The organism is Mycobacterium sp. 852002-40037_SCH5390672, assembly GCF_001665875.1.
In the GTDB taxonomy this organism is placed as follows: Bacteria; Actinomycetota; Actinomycetes; order Mycobacteriales; family Mycobacteriaceae; genus Mycobacterium.
Genome location: NZ_LZTA01000118.1, coordinates 1 through 18,709, shown reverse-complemented (window position 1 = coordinate 18,709; position 18,709 = coordinate 1). Strand labels below are relative to the sequence as shown.

13 protein-coding genes and 1 pseudogene are annotated in these 18,709 nt (G+C 65.4%); 9 read left to right on the top strand and 5 right to left on the bottom strand.

Going from position 1 to position 18,709, the window contains the following annotated elements; all coding sequences use genetic code 11:
- Window positions 1–67: 67 nt before the first annotated feature.
- From A5782_RS21870 to malQ, 4 genes are all read left to right on the top strand, one after another.
- A complete protein-coding gene (locus A5782_RS21870) occupies window positions 68–1,327 on the top strand; it encodes an MlaD family protein (RefSeq protein ID WP_067104182.1) in 1,260 nt (419 codons plus the stop codon).
- Between the two features lie 26 nt (window positions 1,328–1,353).
- Window positions 1,354–2,085, top strand: coding sequence for a tetratricopeptide repeat protein (locus A5782_RS21865; protein ID WP_067104180.1), 732 nt, complete (start codon window positions 1,354–1,356; stop codon window positions 2,083–2,085).
- A gap of 17 nt (window positions 2,086–2,102) precedes the next feature.
- Window positions 2,103–2,870, top strand: coding sequence for a mannan-binding family protein (locus A5782_RS21860; protein ID WP_067104179.1), 768 nt, complete (start codon window positions 2,103–2,105; stop codon window positions 2,868–2,870).
- A gap of 153 nt (window positions 2,871–3,023) precedes the next feature.
- Entirely contained in the window at window positions 3,024–5,012 is a 1,989-nt protein-coding gene (gene malQ, locus A5782_RS21855) for a 4-alpha-glucanotransferase (RefSeq protein WP_067104178.1), read from the top strand.
- A 12-nt stretch (window positions 5,013–5,024) separates the two neighbouring features.
- On the opposite strand, the gene A5782_RS21850 is transcribed toward malQ, so the two are convergent.
- Window positions 5,025–5,303: a hypothetical protein gene (locus A5782_RS21850; protein ID WP_156624052.1), complete on the bottom strand. Its 279-nt coding sequence runs from the start codon at window positions 5,301–5,303 to the stop codon at window positions 5,025–5,027.
- A 114-nt stretch (window positions 5,304–5,417) separates the two neighbouring features.
- Window positions 5,418–9,062, bottom strand: a complete 3,645-nt coding sequence (metH, locus tag A5782_RS21845) for a methionine synthase (RefSeq protein WP_369815666.1) — start codon at window positions 9,060–9,062, stop codon at window positions 5,418–5,420.
- A 721-nt stretch (window positions 9,063–9,783) separates the two neighbouring features.
- On the opposite strand from metH, the gene A5782_RS21840 reads away from it, so the two are divergent.
- The 3 genes and pseudogenes from A5782_RS21840 (at window position 9,784) to A5782_RS21835 (ending at window position 12,478) form a co-directional block, all read left to right on the top strand.
- A complete protein-coding gene (locus tag A5782_RS21840) occupies window positions 9,784–10,674 on the top strand; it encodes a PAC2 family protein (RefSeq protein WP_197694305.1) in 891 nt (296 codons plus the stop codon).
- Window positions 10,644–10,898 (top strand): annotated as a pseudogene (locus tag A5782_RS26980) (2-isopropylmalate synthase); the annotation flags it as partial. The gene A5782_RS21840 and the pseudogene A5782_RS26980, both read left to right, overlap by 31 nt.
- Before the next feature lie 134 nt (window positions 10,899–11,032).
- The gene (locus tag A5782_RS21835; RefSeq protein WP_067104175.1) at window positions 11,033–12,478 is read left to right on the top strand and encodes an amino acid permease; all 1,446 of its coding nucleotides are present in this window, start codon (window positions 11,033–11,035) and stop codon (window positions 12,476–12,478) included.
- Here the strand turns inward: A5782_RS21835 and A5782_RS21830 are convergent.
- Window positions 12,475–13,353: an SDR family oxidoreductase gene (locus A5782_RS21830; protein WP_067104174.1), complete on the bottom strand. Its 879-nt coding sequence runs from the start codon at window positions 13,351–13,353 to the stop codon at window positions 12,475–12,477. The two genes, A5782_RS21835 and A5782_RS21830, sit on opposite strands and share 4 nt — an antisense overlap.
- Before the next feature lie 1,012 nt (window positions 13,354–14,365).
- Between A5782_RS21830 and A5782_RS21825 the strand changes: the two genes are divergently transcribed.
- Together A5782_RS21825 and A5782_RS21820 are read left to right on the top strand one after the other, a co-directional pair.
- Window positions 14,366–14,581, top strand: coding sequence for an MbtH family NRPS accessory protein (locus tag A5782_RS21825; RefSeq protein WP_067104173.1), 216 nt, complete (start codon window positions 14,366–14,368; stop codon window positions 14,579–14,581).
- A gap of 57 nt (window positions 14,582–14,638) precedes the next feature.
- Window positions 14,639–15,973, top strand: coding sequence for a cytochrome P450 (locus tag A5782_RS21820; protein WP_067104172.1), 1,335 nt, complete (start codon window positions 14,639–14,641; stop codon window positions 15,971–15,973).
- Window positions 15,974–15,975: 2 nt separating this feature from the next.
- On the opposite strand, the gene A5782_RS21815 is transcribed toward A5782_RS21820, so the two are convergent.
- Entirely contained in the window at window positions 15,976–16,803 is an 828-nt protein-coding gene (locus tag A5782_RS21815; protein ID WP_067104171.1) for a S9 family peptidase, read from the bottom strand.
- Between the two features lie 27 nt (window positions 16,804–16,830).
- A partial coding sequence (locus A5782_RS21810; RefSeq protein ID WP_231986759.1) for a tryptophan 2,3-dioxygenase family protein occupies window positions 16,831–18,709 on the bottom strand: 1,879 nt, incomplete at its 5' end.

Genomic DNA, 18,709 nt, shown 5'->3' with positions numbered 1-18,709 from the left:
GATGTACTGCTCACCGGCCGGCGAGAGCGCCGACACGTGCACAACACTGTTCGCCAGGACCGCAACCGTGATCCGCGCCGTCGCCAACTCCGCCAACGTCGTTGTCCGCGCGGTGCGCGCCGGTCACCGGCAACAGGTTTGGCTGTCGGTGGGCGGCTTGGTGCTCATCCTGGTCGTGGCGACCGCCTATCTGCTCATCGGCGCGTTGCGGGTGAAGCCGTTCGCCTCGTCCTACCGGGTCACCGTGCAGTTGGCGGAATCCGGCGGCCTGCTGCCCAATCAGGACGTCGCGCTGCGCGGAGTCCGCATCGGCCGCGTCGAGTCGTTACAGATCACCGACAACGGGGTGAACGCCGTTGCCAGCATCACGTCGAAGGTGCGGATCCCGGCGAACAGTGTTGTGCACGTGTCGGCGCTCTCGCCGGCCGGTGAGCAGTACATCAACTTCGAAGCCGCGTCCGACGCCGGGCCGTATCTGCACGACGGCAGCCTCATCGCACTGGACCACACCACCATTCCGGTCAGCTTGGCGCAGTTGCTCGGTGATGCCGACGGGATGCTGGCCCAGGTCGACCCGCGCAAGGTCGAGTTGATCAAAAAGGAATTGAGCCTGAGCAAGGAGGGCCCGGCGAAGCTGACCGCCATCGTCGACGGCGGCACGTTCCTGCTTTCGACACTTGATTCGGTGCTGCCCCAAACCACCAGCATCATCAAGACCAGCCGGGTCGTGCTCACCCTGGCCAGCGACAAGAACAATGGATTAGGCGCCGCCGCAATAGAACTCAACCAAACGCTGACCGGCGTGGCCAGAATGCAGGCCGGCTATCGTCGTCTGACTCAGCAGACGCCGCGCACCCTTTCGGCCGTCGACAACCTGTTCGCCGACAACTCCGACACCATGGTGCAGTTGCTGGGCAGCATGGCGACCATGTCGCAGCTGCTCTATCTTCGGGTTCCGGCGCTCAACGCGCTGTTCCCCGACTACCGCGGGTCGGTATTGGACGCGGTGACGAGCGCCTTTCATGACGGCGGTGTCTGGGCGACGGCCGACCTGTATCCCCGCTACGTGTGCGACTACGGGACGCCAGCGCACGCCTCCTCCGCCGCCGACTATTACGAGCCGTTCATGTACACCTATTGCCGCGATGACGACCCCGCGGTCTCGATCCGCGGCGCCAAGAACGCGCCACGCCCGGGCGGCGACGACACCGGCGGCCCGCCACCGGGGGCGGACCTGGGCCTTCGGACCGATCCGACGCCGCGCGGCCGCTACACCATTCCCACCCCCTACGGCGGGCCGCCGCTGCCGATCGAACCACCGCACTGAGCGTTGAACCCATCGACCTTTAGGAGATGATCGTGGTCGTGACTACCAAGAAGAAGCCGAAACCCGACACGGACACCGGCGCGGAATCGGGAGCCGAAACACCGGAAGTTACAAGCGAAGACACCGACGAGCTGCGTGCCGACGAATCCGCCGACGCGCCCGAGGACGTGGCAGACGACGCCGACGACGAGGGTGACGAGCAGGCCGACGACGACGAAGACGAAAACGAAGGCGGCCTGCTCAAACGCAAGCGCCCCGATGCCGAGCGCCCTAAGCGGCCCTGGCGTCAGCATCTGCGTCGCGGTGTGCTGCCGGCGTTACTCATTGCCTCACTTGCCGTTTCGGGGTTCCTCGGGTGGCGGCAGTGGCAAGACCATCAGTTGAAGGCGGCTGGTGAGCAGGCCCAACAGGCGGCCATCACCTACGCGCAGGTGTTGACGAGCATCGATTCGAACAAAGTCGACGAAAACTTCAAGCAGGTGCTCGACGGCGCGACCGGCGAATTCAAGGACATGTACACCCAGTCCAGCGTCAAGCTTCGGCAGCTGCTGATCGACAACAAGGCGACCGCGCACGGGGTGGTGGTGGACTCGGCCATTCAGTCCGAATCCACCGACAGGGTGGTCGTACTGCTCTTCATCGACCAGACCGTGACCAACACCGCCGCGCCCGACCCGCGCATCGACCGCAGCAGGATCAAGATCACCATGGAGAAGGTCGATGGTCGCTGGCGGGCAAGCAAAGTCCAACTCCTCTGAGCCGAGCGGAGCCCTCCATGCTCAAGAGAATGTCAGCGGCATTCGTATTGGCTGCGGCCGCAACGATTCCCAGCACCGCCACCACACACGCGTCCGCGCCGTCATTCTGCGGCGAGCTCGGGGGCGACTGGGACGGCCAGTACTGCCACACCGCGGTGACGTCGGAACGCAACGCCGTACGCGACATCAAGGTCGCGGTGCCCGACGACCTGGTCGACAATCCAACCAGCGGGCCGGTGATCCGCGACTACCTACACACCCTGGTCAACAACTGGAAAACCGCCAACGCCGGCATGGCCGCCGATAGTTATGGCGAGGAGAATTTCGAGGTCTTCCGGCACGGCAACCTGCTCAGCGCGGTGTTCCACGAGGACTATCACGCCGACGGGCCCAAGCCCAACAACGCCTACCGGACGTTCACCTTCGACATGGCCAGCGGCAGACGGGTGCAGCTATCCGACCTGACGACCTCGAACCCGCTGACCGCCATTCCCCCACTGGCCCAACCATTTATCGAAACCGCGCTGAACCAGGCGCCGCCGCCGCACGACCCGGGAACCTACCCGTTCATCGTCGACCGCTGGACCCCGGACAAGGTCTACTCCGGGGCGTACAAGGCCTGGGCGGTGACTCCCGACGAGCTGATCCTCTACATGCCGGACTACCCGGTGGCCCACGACGAACCGATCAACTTCACCCCCGGCGTCATGCAGTGGTTCATGGACGGCGGCACGGTGCAAGCGCACATTCCGCTGTCCGCCTTGAGCTCAGTGATGCGCATCTGAGTGAATCTTGGGCGACGGTGCCGCCCATGTCGAGCGCCCGTGTAAGTCGGCCCGGGATGGGTACGTTCCGGAAGTGCGCCCGCCTCTTCGCCTTCTGAGCACTTCCCGTGCTTTCAACAGCCCCGCCATCCCGCCACTGCGAACCACCATCTGATGGCCAGACCCAAGCCGGTGCCCGAGGACTTGCGCCAGCTGGCCGCGGCCCATGGAGTGGCGACCTCTTACCGGAATGAGCGACGAGAACCGGTTGACGTCGATGCCGACGTGGTGATCCGAGTGCTCGCGTTGCTCGAGGTCGATGCCGCCAGCGATGCCGATCGGCGTCGCGAATTGGCAAAGCTGGCCGAGCGCAAGCGCACGGGGGCCCTGGCGCCGACCATCGCGGTGCGACTGGACGGCCGGCCGCGACCATTCCCTACAGCGGCGGCCTTGGTCGGCGAGGACGGCAACCGCAGCGATGTGCGCGACGAACTGCCCGGCGATCTCGCGCCGGGCTGGTACCGGCTGCATACCGGGGATAGCCAGGAAGTCACCCTGGTGGCGGCCCCGCCGCGGGTGCCGCAAACGCCGGCGACCTGGGGATGGATGCTGCAGCTGTATGCGCTGCGCTCGGGCCGCTCCTGGGGCATCGGTGATCTGGGCGACCTGCGGGACTTCATCGACTGGACCGCGGCGGCGCACGGCGCGGGCGCGGTACTGCTCAACCCGCTGAATGCGCCCGGCCCAACGCATCCGGTTCAGCCCTCCCCCTACACCCCATCCAGTCGACGATTCGCCAACCCGCTGGCTCTGCGCATCGAGGACCTCGACGCCTACCGTCGAGCCGACCCGCAAACCCGCACGGAAGTCGACGCGCTGCGGGTCTGGCCCGACACCCAACGGATCGACCATGACCTCGTCTGGGCCGCCAAACGCGACGCGCTGGAGTTGCTGTGGCGCGCGGAGAACCGACCCTGCCCCCTGGACGAGTCCCCCTCCGCCAAGGCACTGCGCGACTGGGCCACGTACTGCGCGCTGGCCGAGCGATACGGCGGGCGCTGGCCGCAATGGCCCGAATCCCTGCGTGACGTCGACGGCCCCGGGGTCACCGCGGCCCGCCGGGAACTGGCGCCGAGAATCGCCTTTCACGCCTGGGTGCAGCAACGCTGTGCCGAACAGCTCGGCGAAGTCCGCAGCGCCGCGCGAAGAGCCGGTATGGCGCTGGGAGTGTTGCACGACCTCCCGGTCGGCGTCGACTCCGACGGCGCCGACGCCTGGGCCCTGGCCGACATGCTGGCCACCGGAGTTCACGTCGGTGCTCCCCCGGACAATTTCACCCCGCGCGGCCAAGACTGGGGGCTGCCGCCGTGGCGACCGGACCGGCTCGCCGCCACCGGGTACGCCGCGCTGCGAGACATGCTGCGCGCCATACTCGTTCACGCCGACGGTCTACGGATCGACCACGTCGCGGGGTTGTGGCGGCTGTGGTGGATACCTCCGGGCGAGTCTGCCGACCGCGGTACCTACGTCCACTACGACGCCGACGCCATGCTTGCCGTGCTCGCGCTGGAAGCCCAGCGTGCCGGCGCGACCGTGGTCGGCGAGGACTTGGGCACTGTCGAGCCGGAAGTCACGGAAGCATTGGGCGACAACGGAATGCTGGGCTGCGCAGTGTCCTGGTTCACCCGCGACGAGTCGGCGCCCGAACAACCGTTGCTTGCCTCATCGAGGTGGCCGTCGCGCGCGGCTGCCAGCCTTTCTACACACGACCTGCCCACTGCGGCCGGCTTTTTGCGAAGTGAACACGTGCGGGTGCGCGCGAAGCTCGGTCTGCTCGACGACGTGCCGGCAGAACAAGCCTCAGCCGACAAGGAAAAGGCCGAGTGGCTGGCCTTGCTGCGTTCCGAAGGGCTATTGCCGGCCGATCCGGACGAGAACGACATCATTGTCGCAATGCACCGCTTCTTGGCGGCGACCCCGAGCAGGTTGAAGCTGATCTCGCCCTACGACATCGTCGCCGAGCCGCGACAACCGAATCTGCCCGGCACCATAGACGAATATCCGAATTGGCGGCTGCCGTTGCCCGCGACGCTGGACCAGCTGCGCGCCGACCCGCGCGTCGCCGAGATCGCCGCCGTATTTCAGGGCGCCGCCGAGGGCTGACCGCGGTGCGGGTCAGTTGGCCCGCAAGCGACGCAGGTCGATGGGGATCACGTCGGCAATCTCGTCGCTTTCCGACGTCTGAGCGTGCTGGTCGGTGGCGGTGCTGCTGCGGGCCGAGCGACGAACACTTGCCGCCAGTTCGCTGTAGTCCCAGGCTAAGTCGCTGACTTCGCGCTTCGTTCGGCCGAGCGCGGCGCACAGGGCTCCCACGGCGCGCCGAACATGTAGGGCCGTGACATCGACGGCTTCGACCGCGATGCCGGCGATCCGATCCAACTCCCGCTCGAGCATGAACATTCCTCCCCTGAATGTTCCCCAGCTTAAACGTTGAAGTACTTGGCCTCGGGGACGACCGGCAAGCACGGTGCCGTCTCGGCGGCCAGTGCGAACCCAATTACGTAGCGCTCAGTCCTCCGGGTTGTAGCCGAGGTTGGGGGCGAGCCAGCGCTCGGCTTCGGCCAGAGTCCAGCCCTTGCGCTTGGCGTAGTCGGCGACCTGGTCCTGGGCCAGCCGGCCGACCACGAAGTACTGCGACTGCGGGTGCGAGAAATACCAGCCGCTGACCGCAGCGCCGGGCCACATCGCCATCGACTCGGTCAACTCGATGCCGGTCCGCTCCTGGACGTTCATCAACGTCCAGAGCGTCGCCTTCTCGGTGTGCTCGGGGCAGGCCGGGTATCCGGGGGCGGGGCGGATTCCCCGGTACTTCTCCCCGATGAGTGCCTCGTTGTCCAGCTGTTCGTCCGGCTGGAATCCCCAGAACTCCTTGCGGACCCGTTGGTGCATCCGTTCGGCGAAGGCCTCTGCCAGCCGGTCGGCGATCGACTCCAGCAGGATCGCGCTGTAGTCGTCGAGGGCTGCCTTGAACTCCGCGATCTTCTCCTGGCTGCCGAGCCCCGCGGTGACGGCGAAGGCGCCGACATAGTCGGCCAGACCGGTGTCCTTGGGCGCGATGTAGTCGCCGAGGCTCCGGTTCGGGATGCCGCCCCGGTGCTCGCCCTGCTGGCGCAGGTTGTGCAACGTGGTCAGCACCTCGGTACGGGTCTCATCGGTGTACACCTCGATGTCGTCGCCGACCGCGTTCGCCGGGAAGAACCCGATCACCCCGTTGGCCGTCAGCCACTTCTCCTTGATCACGGTGTCGAGCATCTCTTGGGCGTCGTCGTACAGCTTGCGGGCGGCCTCGCCCGAGGTTGGGTTGTTGAGAATATCGGGGAAGCGGCCCTTCATCTCCCAGGCGTTGAAGAACGGCTGCCAGTCGATGTACTCGCGCAGCTCGGCCAGGTCGTAATCGTGGAACTCCCGCACGCCGAGACCCTGGGCGGGCACCGGCGGCGAGTAGCCGTCCCACTCGATCGGCGTCCGGTTCGCGCGGGCCTTCTCCAGCGTCAGCGTCGGGCGCTCGTTCTTCTGAGAGTGTCGTTCGCGCAGGGATGCGTAATCCTTCTCGGTGGCCTCCAGCAGGGCTGGGCGCTGCCTGTCGTCGAGGAGCGCCGCAGCGACCGGCACCGATCGGGAAGCGTCCTTGACCCAGACCACCGGACCGCTGCGACGCGGCGCCACCTTCACGGCCGTGTGAGCGCGCGAGGTGGTCGCGCCACCGATCAGCAGCGGGATCGCAAGCCCCTCGCGTTCCATCTCCGCGGCGAAGTTGACCATCTCGTCCAGGGACGGGGTGATCAGGCCGGACAGCCCGATGATGTCCGCGTCGTGCTCCTTCGCCGCGTCCAGGATCTTGCTCGCGGGGACCATCACACCGAGGTCGATCACTTCAAAGTTGTTGCACTGCAGGACGACCCCGACGATGTTCTTCCCGATGTCGTGGACGTCGCCCTTCACGGTCGCCATGATGATCGTGCCGTTGGTGTCCTTGGACGCAGTGGTGCCGGACTGTTCCTTCTCCGCCTCGATGTAGGGCAGCAGGTACGCCACGGCCTTCTTCATCACCCGGGCGGACTTCACGACCTGGGGCAGGAACATCTTGCCGGAACCGAAGAGGTCGCCGACGACGTTCATGCCGTCCATCAGCGGGCCCTCGATCACCTCGATCGGGCGACCACCCGCGGCGGCGATCTCGGCCCGCAATTCCTCGGTGTCGGCATCGACGTGCGCGTCGATGCCCTTGACCAGGGCGTGCGTGATCCGCTCGCGGACCGGCAGGTTGCGCCACTCGGCCGCTACCGGGTCGTCGGCCTGCTCTGACTTGTTGAACCGTTCGGCGATCTCCAGGAGCCGTTCGGCCGCGTCCTCGCGTCGGTTCAGGACGACGTCCTCGATGCGGTCCCGCAACTCGGGGTCGATCGAGTCGTAGGGCACCAGCGCACCGGCGTTGACGATGCCCATGTCGAGTCCGGCCTTGATGGCGTGGAACAGGAACACCGCGTGGATCGCCTCGCGGACGGGGTTGTTGCCCCGGAACGAGAACGACACGTTCGAGATACCGCCGGAGATGTGCACCCAGGGAAGGTTCTCCTTGATCCAGGCGCAGGCTTCGATGAAGTCGATCCCGTAGGTCGCGTGCTCCTCGATACCGGTCGCCAGCGCGAAGCAGTTCGGGTCGAAGATGATGTCCTCGGCGGGGAAGCCGACCTCTTCGGTCAGGATCCGGTAGGCGCGCCCGCAGATCTGTTTGCGGCGCTCCAGGTTGTCGGCCTGACCCTGTTCGTCGAAGGCCATCACGACGACGGCGGCACCGTACTTGCGGCACAGCCGCGCCTCGCGGATGAACTTCTCCTCGCCCTCCTTCATGGAGATCGAGTTGACGATCGGCTTGCCCTGCACGTTCTTCAGGCCCGCCTCGATGACCTCCCACTTGGAGGAGTCGATCATCACCGGGACGCGGCTGATGTCCGGCTCGGCCGCGATCAGCTTGGTGAACCGGTCCATGGCGGCGACGCCGTCGATCATGCCCTCGTCCATGTTGATGTCGATGACCTGCGCACCGACCTCGACCTGCTGCAGGGCGACCGACAGCGCGGTGTCGTAGTCCTCGGCCTTGATCAGGTTGCGGAACCGGGCGGAGCCGGTGATGTTGGTGCGCTCACCGATGTTCACGAACAGGGAATCGTCGGTGATGTTGAGCGGCTCCAGGCCCGACAGCCGGGTGGCGACCGGGATCTCCGGCACCTCGCGCGGCGGTTTGCCCTCGACGACCTTGGCGATTTCGGCGATGTGCGGCGGCGCGGTTCCGCAGCAACCACCGACCAGGTTGACCAGGCCGGCCTCGGCGAAGTCGGCGATGTAGCCGGCCTGACGCTCCGGGGACTCGTCGTACTCGCCGAAGGCGTTCGGCAGGCCGGCGTTCGGGTAGCAGGAGACGAAGGTGTCCGCGATCCGCGCCATCTCGGCGATGTAGGGCCTCATCTCCGGCGCCCCCAGGGCGCAATTGAGGCCCACCGCGAGCGGCTTCGCATGCCTGATCGCGTTCCAGAAGGCTTCGGTGACCTGACCGGACAACGTTCGCCCGGAGGCATCGGTGATGGTGCCCGAGATGATCACCGGCCAGCGACGTCCGCGCTCCTCGAACAGCGTCTCGACGGCGAACACCGCCGCCTTGGCGTTCAGCGAGTCGAAGATCGTCTCGATGATGAGCAGGTCGGCACCACCGTCGACCAGGCCGTTGGCCGCTTCGAGGTAGGCGCCGACCAACTGGTCGTAGGAGACGTTGCGGGCTCCGGGGTCGTTGACGTCCGGCGAGATCGACGCGGTCCGCGTGGTCGGCCCGATTGCGCCGGCGACGTAGCGGGGCTTCTGCGGGGTGCTGAATTCGTCGGCGGCCGCCCGCGCCAGGGCAGCACCGGTGTAGTTCAGCTCGTAGCTCAGGTCCGCCATGTCATAGTCGGACAGGGAGATCGCGTTCGCGTTGAAAGTGTTCGTCTCCAGGATGTCGGCGCCCGCCTCGAGATACTCGCGGTGGATTCCCTCGATGATCTGCGGCTGCGTCAGATTGAGCAGGTCATTGTTGCCCTGAAGAGCGGTCGGCCACTCCGTGAACCGGTCGCCGCGGTAGCCGGCCTCATCCGGCCGGTCGCGCTGGATCGCAGTGCCCATCGCGCCGTCGATCACCACGATCCGCCGGCGCAGAGCAGCCGTCAGCTCCTCGGTGCAGTCGGGGCGGATGTTCGGCTCCCAGTTTTTCGGCTCAGGGGCGTTCACACACATTCCTTCCATAGCGGAAGGCGTCCTTGACTCTGCCGAGCGTGGCGGATACCGGCACGGAACCGGAACCGTTGCAACGCCTCTCGACCAGAAGAGTCTACGTCGTCACCCGACGTCTGGACGCCCAGCTCGACCCGACCCGCTCGGCGATCGAGGTGCCCTTGAGCGCCGTCTCGCGGATCTTGTCGGCAATGTCGTACTTACCAAGGTTAACCACTTTGCGGCCGAACGTATTTCGTCTCGACCGCGTCGACGCCGCTTGTTGAGGCCATCGAGCGTGAGGTCGGCAGCCCGCAACCGCCTACCCATCGCGCCGTCGCCAACCACCACACGCTGCGCCAAAGCGTCGAGGATGTCAGTGTCGTAGCGGTGTTCGGTAGCGGCAGTCACGCCATAAGGATAGTCGTCCTATGCAAATCCCCCGGTTGAGCGCTCATCGGCGGACAATCCACGGCCACCGCGCCCCGAAGATCGGGGCCCGATCCGATTGCCCGACTCCTCATCGGACCGCGCACGGTCCGCATCGTCGCCGGGCCCGATCCGATTGCCCGACTCCTCATCAGACCGCGCACGGTCCGCATCGTCGCCGGGCGGAAGGCCGTACGCTAATTCTGTGACCCCGCCCGACGGCCCCCCCTTTGGCAAAGCCGCATTGCCCGAACTGCACCACACCGTCGTCGTGGCTGCGTTCGAGGGCTGGAACGACGCCGGCGACGCGGCCAGCGACGCGCTCGAACACCTCGAGGCTATCTGGGAAGCCGACCCGATCTTGGAGATCGACGACGAGGCGTACTACGACTACCAGGTGAATCGCCCGGTGATCCGGCAGGTGGATGGGGTGACCCGCGAGCTGGTCTGGCCGGCGATGCGGATCTCGCACTGCCGGCCGCCAGGCAGCGACCGCGATGTCGTGTTGATGCACGGGGTGGAACCCAACATGCGCTGGCGCACTTTCTGCTCGGAGCTGGTGGCCATCGCCGACAAGCTCAACGTGGACACCGTGGTGATCCTGGGCGCGTTGCTGGCCGACACCCCGCACACCCGGCCGGTTCCGGTTTCGGGCGCGGCCTACTCCCCCGAGTCGGCGAAGCGTTTCGGTCTCGAGGAAAGCCGCTACGAGGGGCCGACGGGCATCGCCGGGGTGTTTCAGGACTCCTGCGTGGCCGCCGGCATCCCGGCGGTGACGTTCTGGGCAGCGGTGCCGCACTACGTCTCGCAGCCGCCGAACCCGAAGGCGACCGTGGCCCTGCTGCGCCGCGTCGAAGACGTCCTCGACATCGAGGTGCCACTGGCCGACCTGCCCACGGACGCCGAGGAATGGGAGCAGGCGGTCACCGAGATGACCGCCGAGGACGAGGACCTCGCCGAATATGTGCTGTCGCTCGAGCAGCGGGGCGACGCCGAAGTCGACATGAACGAAGCCCTGGGCAAGATCGACGGCGATGCGCTGGCCGCCGAGTTCGAGCGTTATCTGCGCCGGCGTCGCCCCGGGTTTGGGCGCTAGTGGCGATCGCGAGCGCGGCGCAGCCGGGCGAAGCGGGTCGCCACCATCGAAACTAGTGGCGATCGCGAGCACGGCGCAGCCGGGCGAAGCGGGTCGCCACCATCGAAACTAGTGGCGATCGCGAGCACGGCGCAGCCGGGCGAAGCGGGTCGCCACCATCGAAACTAGTGGCGATCGCGAGCACGGCGCAGCCGGGCGAAGCGGGTCGCCACCATCGAAACTAGTGGCGATCGCGAGCGCGGCGCAGCCGGGCGAAGCGGGTCGCCACCATCGAAACTAGTGGCTCGCAGTCGTCGAACTTGCCGTCGACCGATCAAGTACGGAAGCATCGCTTCGCGACCCACCGATTGGACGTTTCATGGCCGCGTTGCCTGGTGATGGCAACCCCGCTCCGGTAGCCGGCGACTTCGGCGAAGACGCTGGTTACCGCAAGGGGCTCAAGCCGCGTCAAGTGCAGATGATCGGCATCGGCGGCGCGATCGGATCCGGGCTGTTCCTGGGGGCAGGCGGCCGGCTGGCCAAGGCGGGTCCCGGGATGTTCCTGGTCTACGCCGTATGCGGCGTCTTCGTCTTTCTCATTCTGCGAGCGCTGGGCGAGCTGGTCTTGCATCGCCCGTCGTCGGGCTCGTTCGTGTCGTATGCGCGCGAATTCTTCGGCGAGAAGGCCGCCTACGCCATCGGCTGGATGTATTTCCTGGGCTGGTCGATGACGGCCATCGTCGACACCACCGCAATCGCCACCTATCTGCGGCGGTGGACGACTTTCGAATCGGTCCCCCAATGGCTCTTGGCGCTGCTCGCCCTCGTCGTCGTGCTGTCGATGAACCTGATCTCGGTGGAGTGGTTCGGTGAGCTGGAATTCTGGGCGGCGCTGGTCAAGGTCTTCGCGCTCGTCGCCTTCCTGGTCGTCGGAATCGTCTTCCTCGCGGGGCGCTATCGCATCGACGGCCACGACACCGGACTGAGCCTGTGGACCAACCACGGCGGACTCTTTCCCTCCGGCGTGATAGCGGTGCTGCTGACCACTTCGGGTGTGGTATTCGCCTATGCCGCCATCGAATTGGTTGGCACCGCAGCCGGGGAGACCGCCGAGCCGGAGAAGGTGATGCCGCGCGCGATCAATTCGGTGATAGCTCGCATAGCCGTCTTTTACGTCGGATCGGTTGCGCTGCTGGCGCTGCTGCTCCCGTACACCTCCTACAAGGCCACCGAAAGCCCTTTCGTGACTTTCTTTTCCAAGATCGGCTTGCACGGCGCCGGCGACTTGATGAACGTGGTGGTGCTGACCGCCGCCCTGTCGAGCCTGAACGCGGGGCTGTATTCGACCGGCCGCATCATGCACTCCATGGCGTCCAGTGGCAGTGCGCCCAGCTTCGCGACCCGGATGTCCAAGAACGGGGTGCCCTTCGTCGGCATTGCGATGGCGGCGGCCATCTGCCTGCTCGGCATTGCCCTGAATGCCTTCAATCCCGGCGAAGCCTTCGAGATCGTGCTCAACATCGTCGCTCCGGGCATCATCGCGTGCTGGGCGACCATTGTGCTGTGTCAGCTGCGCGCCTACCGGCTGGCCAAGGCCGGACTCATACAACGGCCGCAGTTCCGCATGCCGTGGGCGCCGTATTCGGGCTATCTCACCCTGGCGTTCCTGGCCGGCGTCCTGGTCATGATGGCCTTCGACAAGGAGACCGGCACCTGGACCATCGGGACGGTGGTGGTCATCATCCCGGCGCTGAGCGCGGGATGGTTCCTGGTGCGCAGCCGGGTGGCGGCCGTCGCGTCGCAGCGCGCGGCCCAGACCGGCTAGGACGTGCCGAGGTCGCGGTTGTAGGCGCTGGTGGAGCGGCCCAGCGCGGCGACTTGGGCGTCCAGTTGGGGCAACAACTCGGCGGTGGATTTGTGCAGGGGCATTTCGCCCACCGGGCTGGACAGCACGGGCTTGACCCAGCGGAACAGCGCCACCCAGCGCGGACAGTAGACGCGGGTGCGCCGGCGCTGGATGCCCTTGACGAACGCGGCCGCGCACTTGTCGACGGTCGTTGTTTTGTTCAGTGGCCACGGGAAGCTGGCCAGTAGTTGGTTGAATGCCGGCAGGTCGGACTGGGTGTCACGAACCAGGGCGGTGTTGATCCAGGACATATGCGCCGAGCCGACGGTGACGCCCTGATGGGCCACCTCCAGCCGCAGTGCGTTGGCCAGCAGCTCGACGCCCGCCTTGGAGGCGTTGTACGGCGCCAGCCCGGGGCAGGCGGTGTAGGCGGCCAGCGACGAGACGACGAGCACGTAGCCGCGACGCTCGATCAACGCGGGCAATGTGGCACGCACGGTGTGAAAGACGCCGAGCACGTTGATGTCGAGCACGCGTTTGAATGCGTCGGGGTCGACTTGCAGCACAGAGCCGTAACTGGCGATGCCGGCGTTGGCCACCACCACGTCGATGCCGCCGAATCGCTCGACGGCGCGGGCCGCGGCGGCCTCCATCGCGGACAGATCGCGCACATCGGCGACAGCCGTCAGCACCCGTTCTTCGCCGAGTTCAGCGGCAAGCGCCTTCAGGTCGGCTTCGTTGAGATCGGTCAGCACGAGCTTGGCGCCCTTGGCGCACAGCCGGCGGGCGGTCTCGGCCCCGATCCCCCGGGCACCGCCGGTGATGAAAACGACTTTGTCCTGCAGCGATGTCATGATCGCCAACGTACCGTGCGTGCACCCGGGGGTATCGCCTGTGCGCGCGTGCTCGGACCCTCGACAGCTTGATAACGCGCGGGCGGAAGGCCACCTCCGTACCGACCCAACCGGCGGGAAATGTGTTGGCTTTGCGCGCTCCCTGCAAAATTTGCACCGTCCTCGCGCGCGCTCGGATTGCCTATACGTGGCCGGCGAAATTAACGCCATCGAAGACGCGCGGCATTTCACAGGCTCTTTGCCACATTCCACGCGGTAGTGGGCGTCTGGCGTTGATCATGCCTGCGGTTTCGGCCGCACTCTTTTCGCGGGTGGCGCTGATTTGATCGGCCTCGGGTGGCGTTATTTCGTGACCACTACCCTAACTGAGCGTTGGTACTACTCTATTTGGCTCGCACCTTCCCCGATGGCGGTAGACGCGACCATAGGCTCCGGGAATGACACATAGTCGAGCATGGGGCCGGGCGGCCGCTAAATGACAATCGACAGCTTGGTCCTTCCATCAGCGACGTTGGTAGACCGGTCGCGGCGCCAAGCCGAACGCTATCGAGACAAGGTCGCGTTCGACTATGCCGACTATTCCACGCGTGCACAGAAACGCCGCCAACTCACCCGTCACGAGCGACACCAAAGCGTATGCCTCTGCGTCCACCGTGCAACGGCCGAGTGCTGCGGGCGATCCATCGGTGCGCGATCGGGGTCAACCGGTATCGACTAACCGGTTCCACTTTTCGCAGGGGAGGAACAATGCACAAAAAATCAATTCCACCGGACCGTTCAATGTGGAAGTTTGTGATGCAGGCCAGCCTGGGCGAGATTGACACTTATCTGTGGCATCGCCAGGGCAGCAATCAGTTCTGCTGGCGTCCGATTGGAAAGCACTCGGGTGCAGCGAATATGACGCCGGACGAAACCCCATGATGGAGGTAATCGAAATTCGCCCGTCACACGAGGAAGAAATCGGGATTCGGAGTAAGAGCTACCCGTCTCGACTAGACGGTCTGGAGGACCGATGAGCAGCATCAACCCGTTCGACGACGACGATTTCGACTTTTTCGTCTTGGTCAACAACGAAGAGCAACACAGTCTGTGGCCAGCCTTCGGCGGTGTACCAGCCGGCTGGCGCGTCGTTTACGGCGAAGCGAAACGCGCTGCGTGTCTGGGCTACATCGAACAGAACTGGACCGATATACGGCCGAAGAGTCTGGGCGGCGCGTTTGAGCGATGAGAATCGCCAAGGCGCGCAGTCGGCACCGCCGCGAAGCGAAGCGCGAGGAGGTCGGGGATGGTAGACACCCAGCACACGGCGCGCGATGCGGTGCCGGACGGACCTGGACTCGCCGGGATGCTCAGGCTCGCATGGACATTGCCACGCCGCGGTGATACCGCGTTCGACGACTTGTTCGACCGATATGGGGACGTAGTCTGGCTGTCGCCGCCCCCGCCGATATCTCGGGTCGTCGGATCCAAAGTCGCTTTCGTGCGGGATCCGGCACTGATCAAGCCGTTGTTCACCGCGTCCGCCGATGACGCCAACGCTCCAGAACCCCATCGCGTCATGGATCCGTTCTGGGGGGACCGGTCGGTGTTCCTGCTGGACGGGCCCGATCACCGCCGGTTGCGCAAATTGATGGTGCCGCGGTTGCGTGGCGATGCGCTGACGCGATGGCGCGAGTCCATCGTGACCAGGACGGAGCAAGAGGTCCGCGGGTGGGCCGATCAGCCGACGGTGGAAGTCTACCCGCGCATGCTCGAGCTTTCTCTGGAGCTGATCTTGAAAGTCGTGATGTCAGTGCCCGATTCGACGATGCCGCAGTGGAAATCCGCCTGGCAGGCCTTGCTCAGTACCGCGGCGTCTGGGCAGGTCGCGGTGCGCTCTACTCTGCGTTCGGTCGGCGGGCTGCGGCTGTGGCCGCGGTTTCAGCGCGAGTTACACCGCTGCGATGAGCTGGTGTACGACGAGATCGCCCGACGTCGGCGCCACCCTGAGCTCGAGCACCACGACGTGGTCGACTCTCTGCTGCGCGCAAACGGGGAAGCGCTCTCGGACAAGGAGATTCGGGATCAGGTGGTTGGCATCATGATCGGCGGCTACGACCCGCCGGCGACGTTGGTGAGCTGGGCGATCGAACGACTGGTCCGTACTCCGCACGCACTCGCCGCGGCCACCGCGGAGGCACGCGGCGGCAACGACGAGCTGACGTATCTCAATGCGGTGGTGCAGGAAAGCCTGCGCTTGCGACCACCGTTCATGTTCGTCACGAGATTCGTTCCCCGGCCGCTGAGCTTGGCAGGGCATTACTTCCCGGCCGGCACGACGATCATGGTGGTCATTCAGTCTGTACACCGGCATCCGGACCTCTACGGCGACCCGAAATCTTTTCGGCCAGAACGGTTTCTGCAACAGCGCCCCAGCACCTACGAGCTCATACCCTTCGGCGGCGGGGAACACCGCTGCCTCGGCGACCGGCTGGCCATCTTCGAAGCCACTCTCATCTTGGCGACGGTGCTGCGTTCACTGGATCTCGCCACCGTCGATCGGCGCGATGAACCCATCCGCCTGGAGGTCGGGCTTGTTCCCGGCAAGGGCGCCACCGTGCGGGCCACCCGGGCTGCTTGACATCAACGAGGCTTCTGGACGTGGACGACGCGTCCCGAGTGGTCGCCGGGCCGCGCCAGCACCCGGGCCACCGACCGGCACATGGCCCATGCTGGGGATTGCACATCGATGAGTGAGTAGTGATCGGTGCCGGGGAGCACCAGCAGGCGGGAGTCGTCGCCGGCCCGCCGAGCCGCGGCAACGAAGCGCTGCGACTGGCGCAGTGGCACATCGTCGTCGACTGTGCCGTGCACGCATACCGAGGGGATGCCCGTGGGCAGCAGGGCGCTGGGACACGCCAACGAGCGGGAACGAAGATCATCCGCAAAGGCGCCCAAGAAGTTTCGGATGGCTCCGCAACCCGTGTTCTCCTTCATCGCGAAACCGAGGTCCAAAACTCCCGCTTGACTGAGGAAGCCGGTCAGCGGCACGACGGGCGAGGCTCCTGGAGCGCCGGCTGGCAATGAGCCGCGCCCGGCCAGCCACCCCGCCAGCTGGCCTCCCGCGGAATGCCCGATCGCGATGACTCGCGACAGGTCGAGATGACCGGCTGCCAGGGTCTGACCGGTCGACGCGAGCAGGTCGACAGCGGCGGCAACGTCGAGACAGGTGGTGGGCCAACCACCGCCTCCGAGGTCCGGGTCGTCGCCCACCCTGCGGTATTCGACGTTTAAGGCGGCGAATCCGTGCTGCACCAGATCCTCGGCCAGATCGGAGCCCAGGTCGGCACCGTAGGCCGTCCGCCAGAACCCGCCATGAATGATCACGGCGACCGGCCAGGGGCCCGGATCGTCGGGAAGGCTGAGGACGGCGTGTTGGCTTGGATGGGTGCCGTAGCGCACGACTGTCATGTCGACTCACGGTCGAGGTGTGCTCGCCTAGCGGGTGAGGATCCGGTCCTGTGCGGGACAGGAACCCTCGAAGAGGCGGTCGATCAAAAACCCGATCCCCGCGCTACCGCCGGTGCCTCTGGTATCCCCGACAAAGGGGCTGACTACATCTAGGTGCGCCAACCGCCAACGCGTGAGTCCGGCGATGAAGACGTCGAGGTGGGCGCCTAGGTGGAGGCGTTGCCGGCGGGTGCGCCTGTCACCATTGCGCCGGTCGGCAACGATCTCGAGTAGCGCCGCCAGAGGCGCGTAGCGAACGCCGGCCAGGATGGTCGTGAACTGGGCCGACTGCCCGGCGCTCATTCCCTGCAAACGGGGCCGGAACCGGTGGAAATCGTCCACGGCAAGGTGTTGTAGGGCGTTCTGCGTCGTTACGACCAGCTCAAGCAGGGCGTTGGCGCGCTTCAAACGACCGACCGCCCTGTCGAAGTCCTCATGACGGGCGGACTCGAGCGCGAGGTCGAGGTCGACCAAGATCTGCGACACCCACAGTTCAGAGGCTTGGTGGATGATCAGAAAGAATCTCTCGTCGCCCCAAATGACAGGGTCGCCACCCCCAAACAATGGCTGTACGGCGCCGAGCAGTTCGTCGATGTGCAGGTAATCCGCGTAGCCCAGCTTGGCCTCCGGCTCTTTCCCAGCCTCGATGTCGTCCGTCGCGTCTTGCAGATGCCTGAATGGGCACACCGCGGGAACTCCTTCTTCCACCGCGTCAAGACCACCCCTCGACTGTTGGCCCACCACGCTTCTCGCCGCGACCGCTGACCTGTTCAAGACCGCCTCCTTACCCGAGCCCCCCGTGCAGGACTCGATATCGAATTGTTCGGAAATCTCAGTAGCTCGAACTCGAACTAATGATTCTTTGAGCTGCTTGCCGTACAGACTGAGCGATTCGGCCGTAAGCATCTCTTGGTGCGTACAGGCGATCGCGTGCTCGGTGATGTCGCCGGCAACATAGGGTCGCCAACTTTGCAGAAGGGACGAACTCCGGTCAGTCTCCGCCGGCACGGCACAGAATAGGATCGCATCGCCATTGAAAACCCCGGGCTCGTGAGTTCGAGCCATTTCGATGTCACTGGTGATGTTTTGAATAAACAAATCCAGAACCTGCTGGTACCGAGGAAACTCTGCGGCGAATTCTGCGGCACCGCGTTCGCGAATCAACGCTTCGAGCTGCTCGAAGGTAAACGCCTCGGCCTGTTCTTGACCGCCTATCCGATAGTGGCGTAAGGCAGCTATGTGCTTCGTCCAGTCATCGAAATCCTCGTCTGGTAGATCGTCGATCCTGGGTTGCGCGTCGAGAAGGATGAGGCTATTGACTATGCATCCGCGTCGTTGAAGCACGATGGCGATTTCATGGGCGACGACGCCTCCGAAAGACCAGCCGAGAAGGTTGTAGGGCCCTGCGGGATAAACCCTTTGGATTCTGTCGGCGTAGTTGTTCGCCATATCGCGAATCGACCGAGGTTCGACTTCTTCACCCTCCAGAACTTGTTGAATTCCAATGATCGGGCAATCCACGTAATTACCAAGACCCTGATAGAGCCAACTCACCCCACCCCCAGGATGAATGCAGAACAGCGGAGCGCCGGTCCCCTGCTTCAGAGTTTGAACCGGAACCACTTCTTGCACAGAAACGGTGTCGTCGCTGTTGGGGTGCCGGTGCAGATAGTCGGCGAGGTTCGCGACGGTGGACGCGTCGAACAGATAGCGCACCGGCACTTCTCTGCCCAGCGCCAGCTGCAGTCGCGCGCTCACCTGTATGGCGGTCATCGAATTCCCACCCAGCGCGAAGAAGTCGTCATCGAGCCCGACCCGATCCACGCCCAACACCTGGGCGAACACCTCGGCGACGATCTTTTCGGTC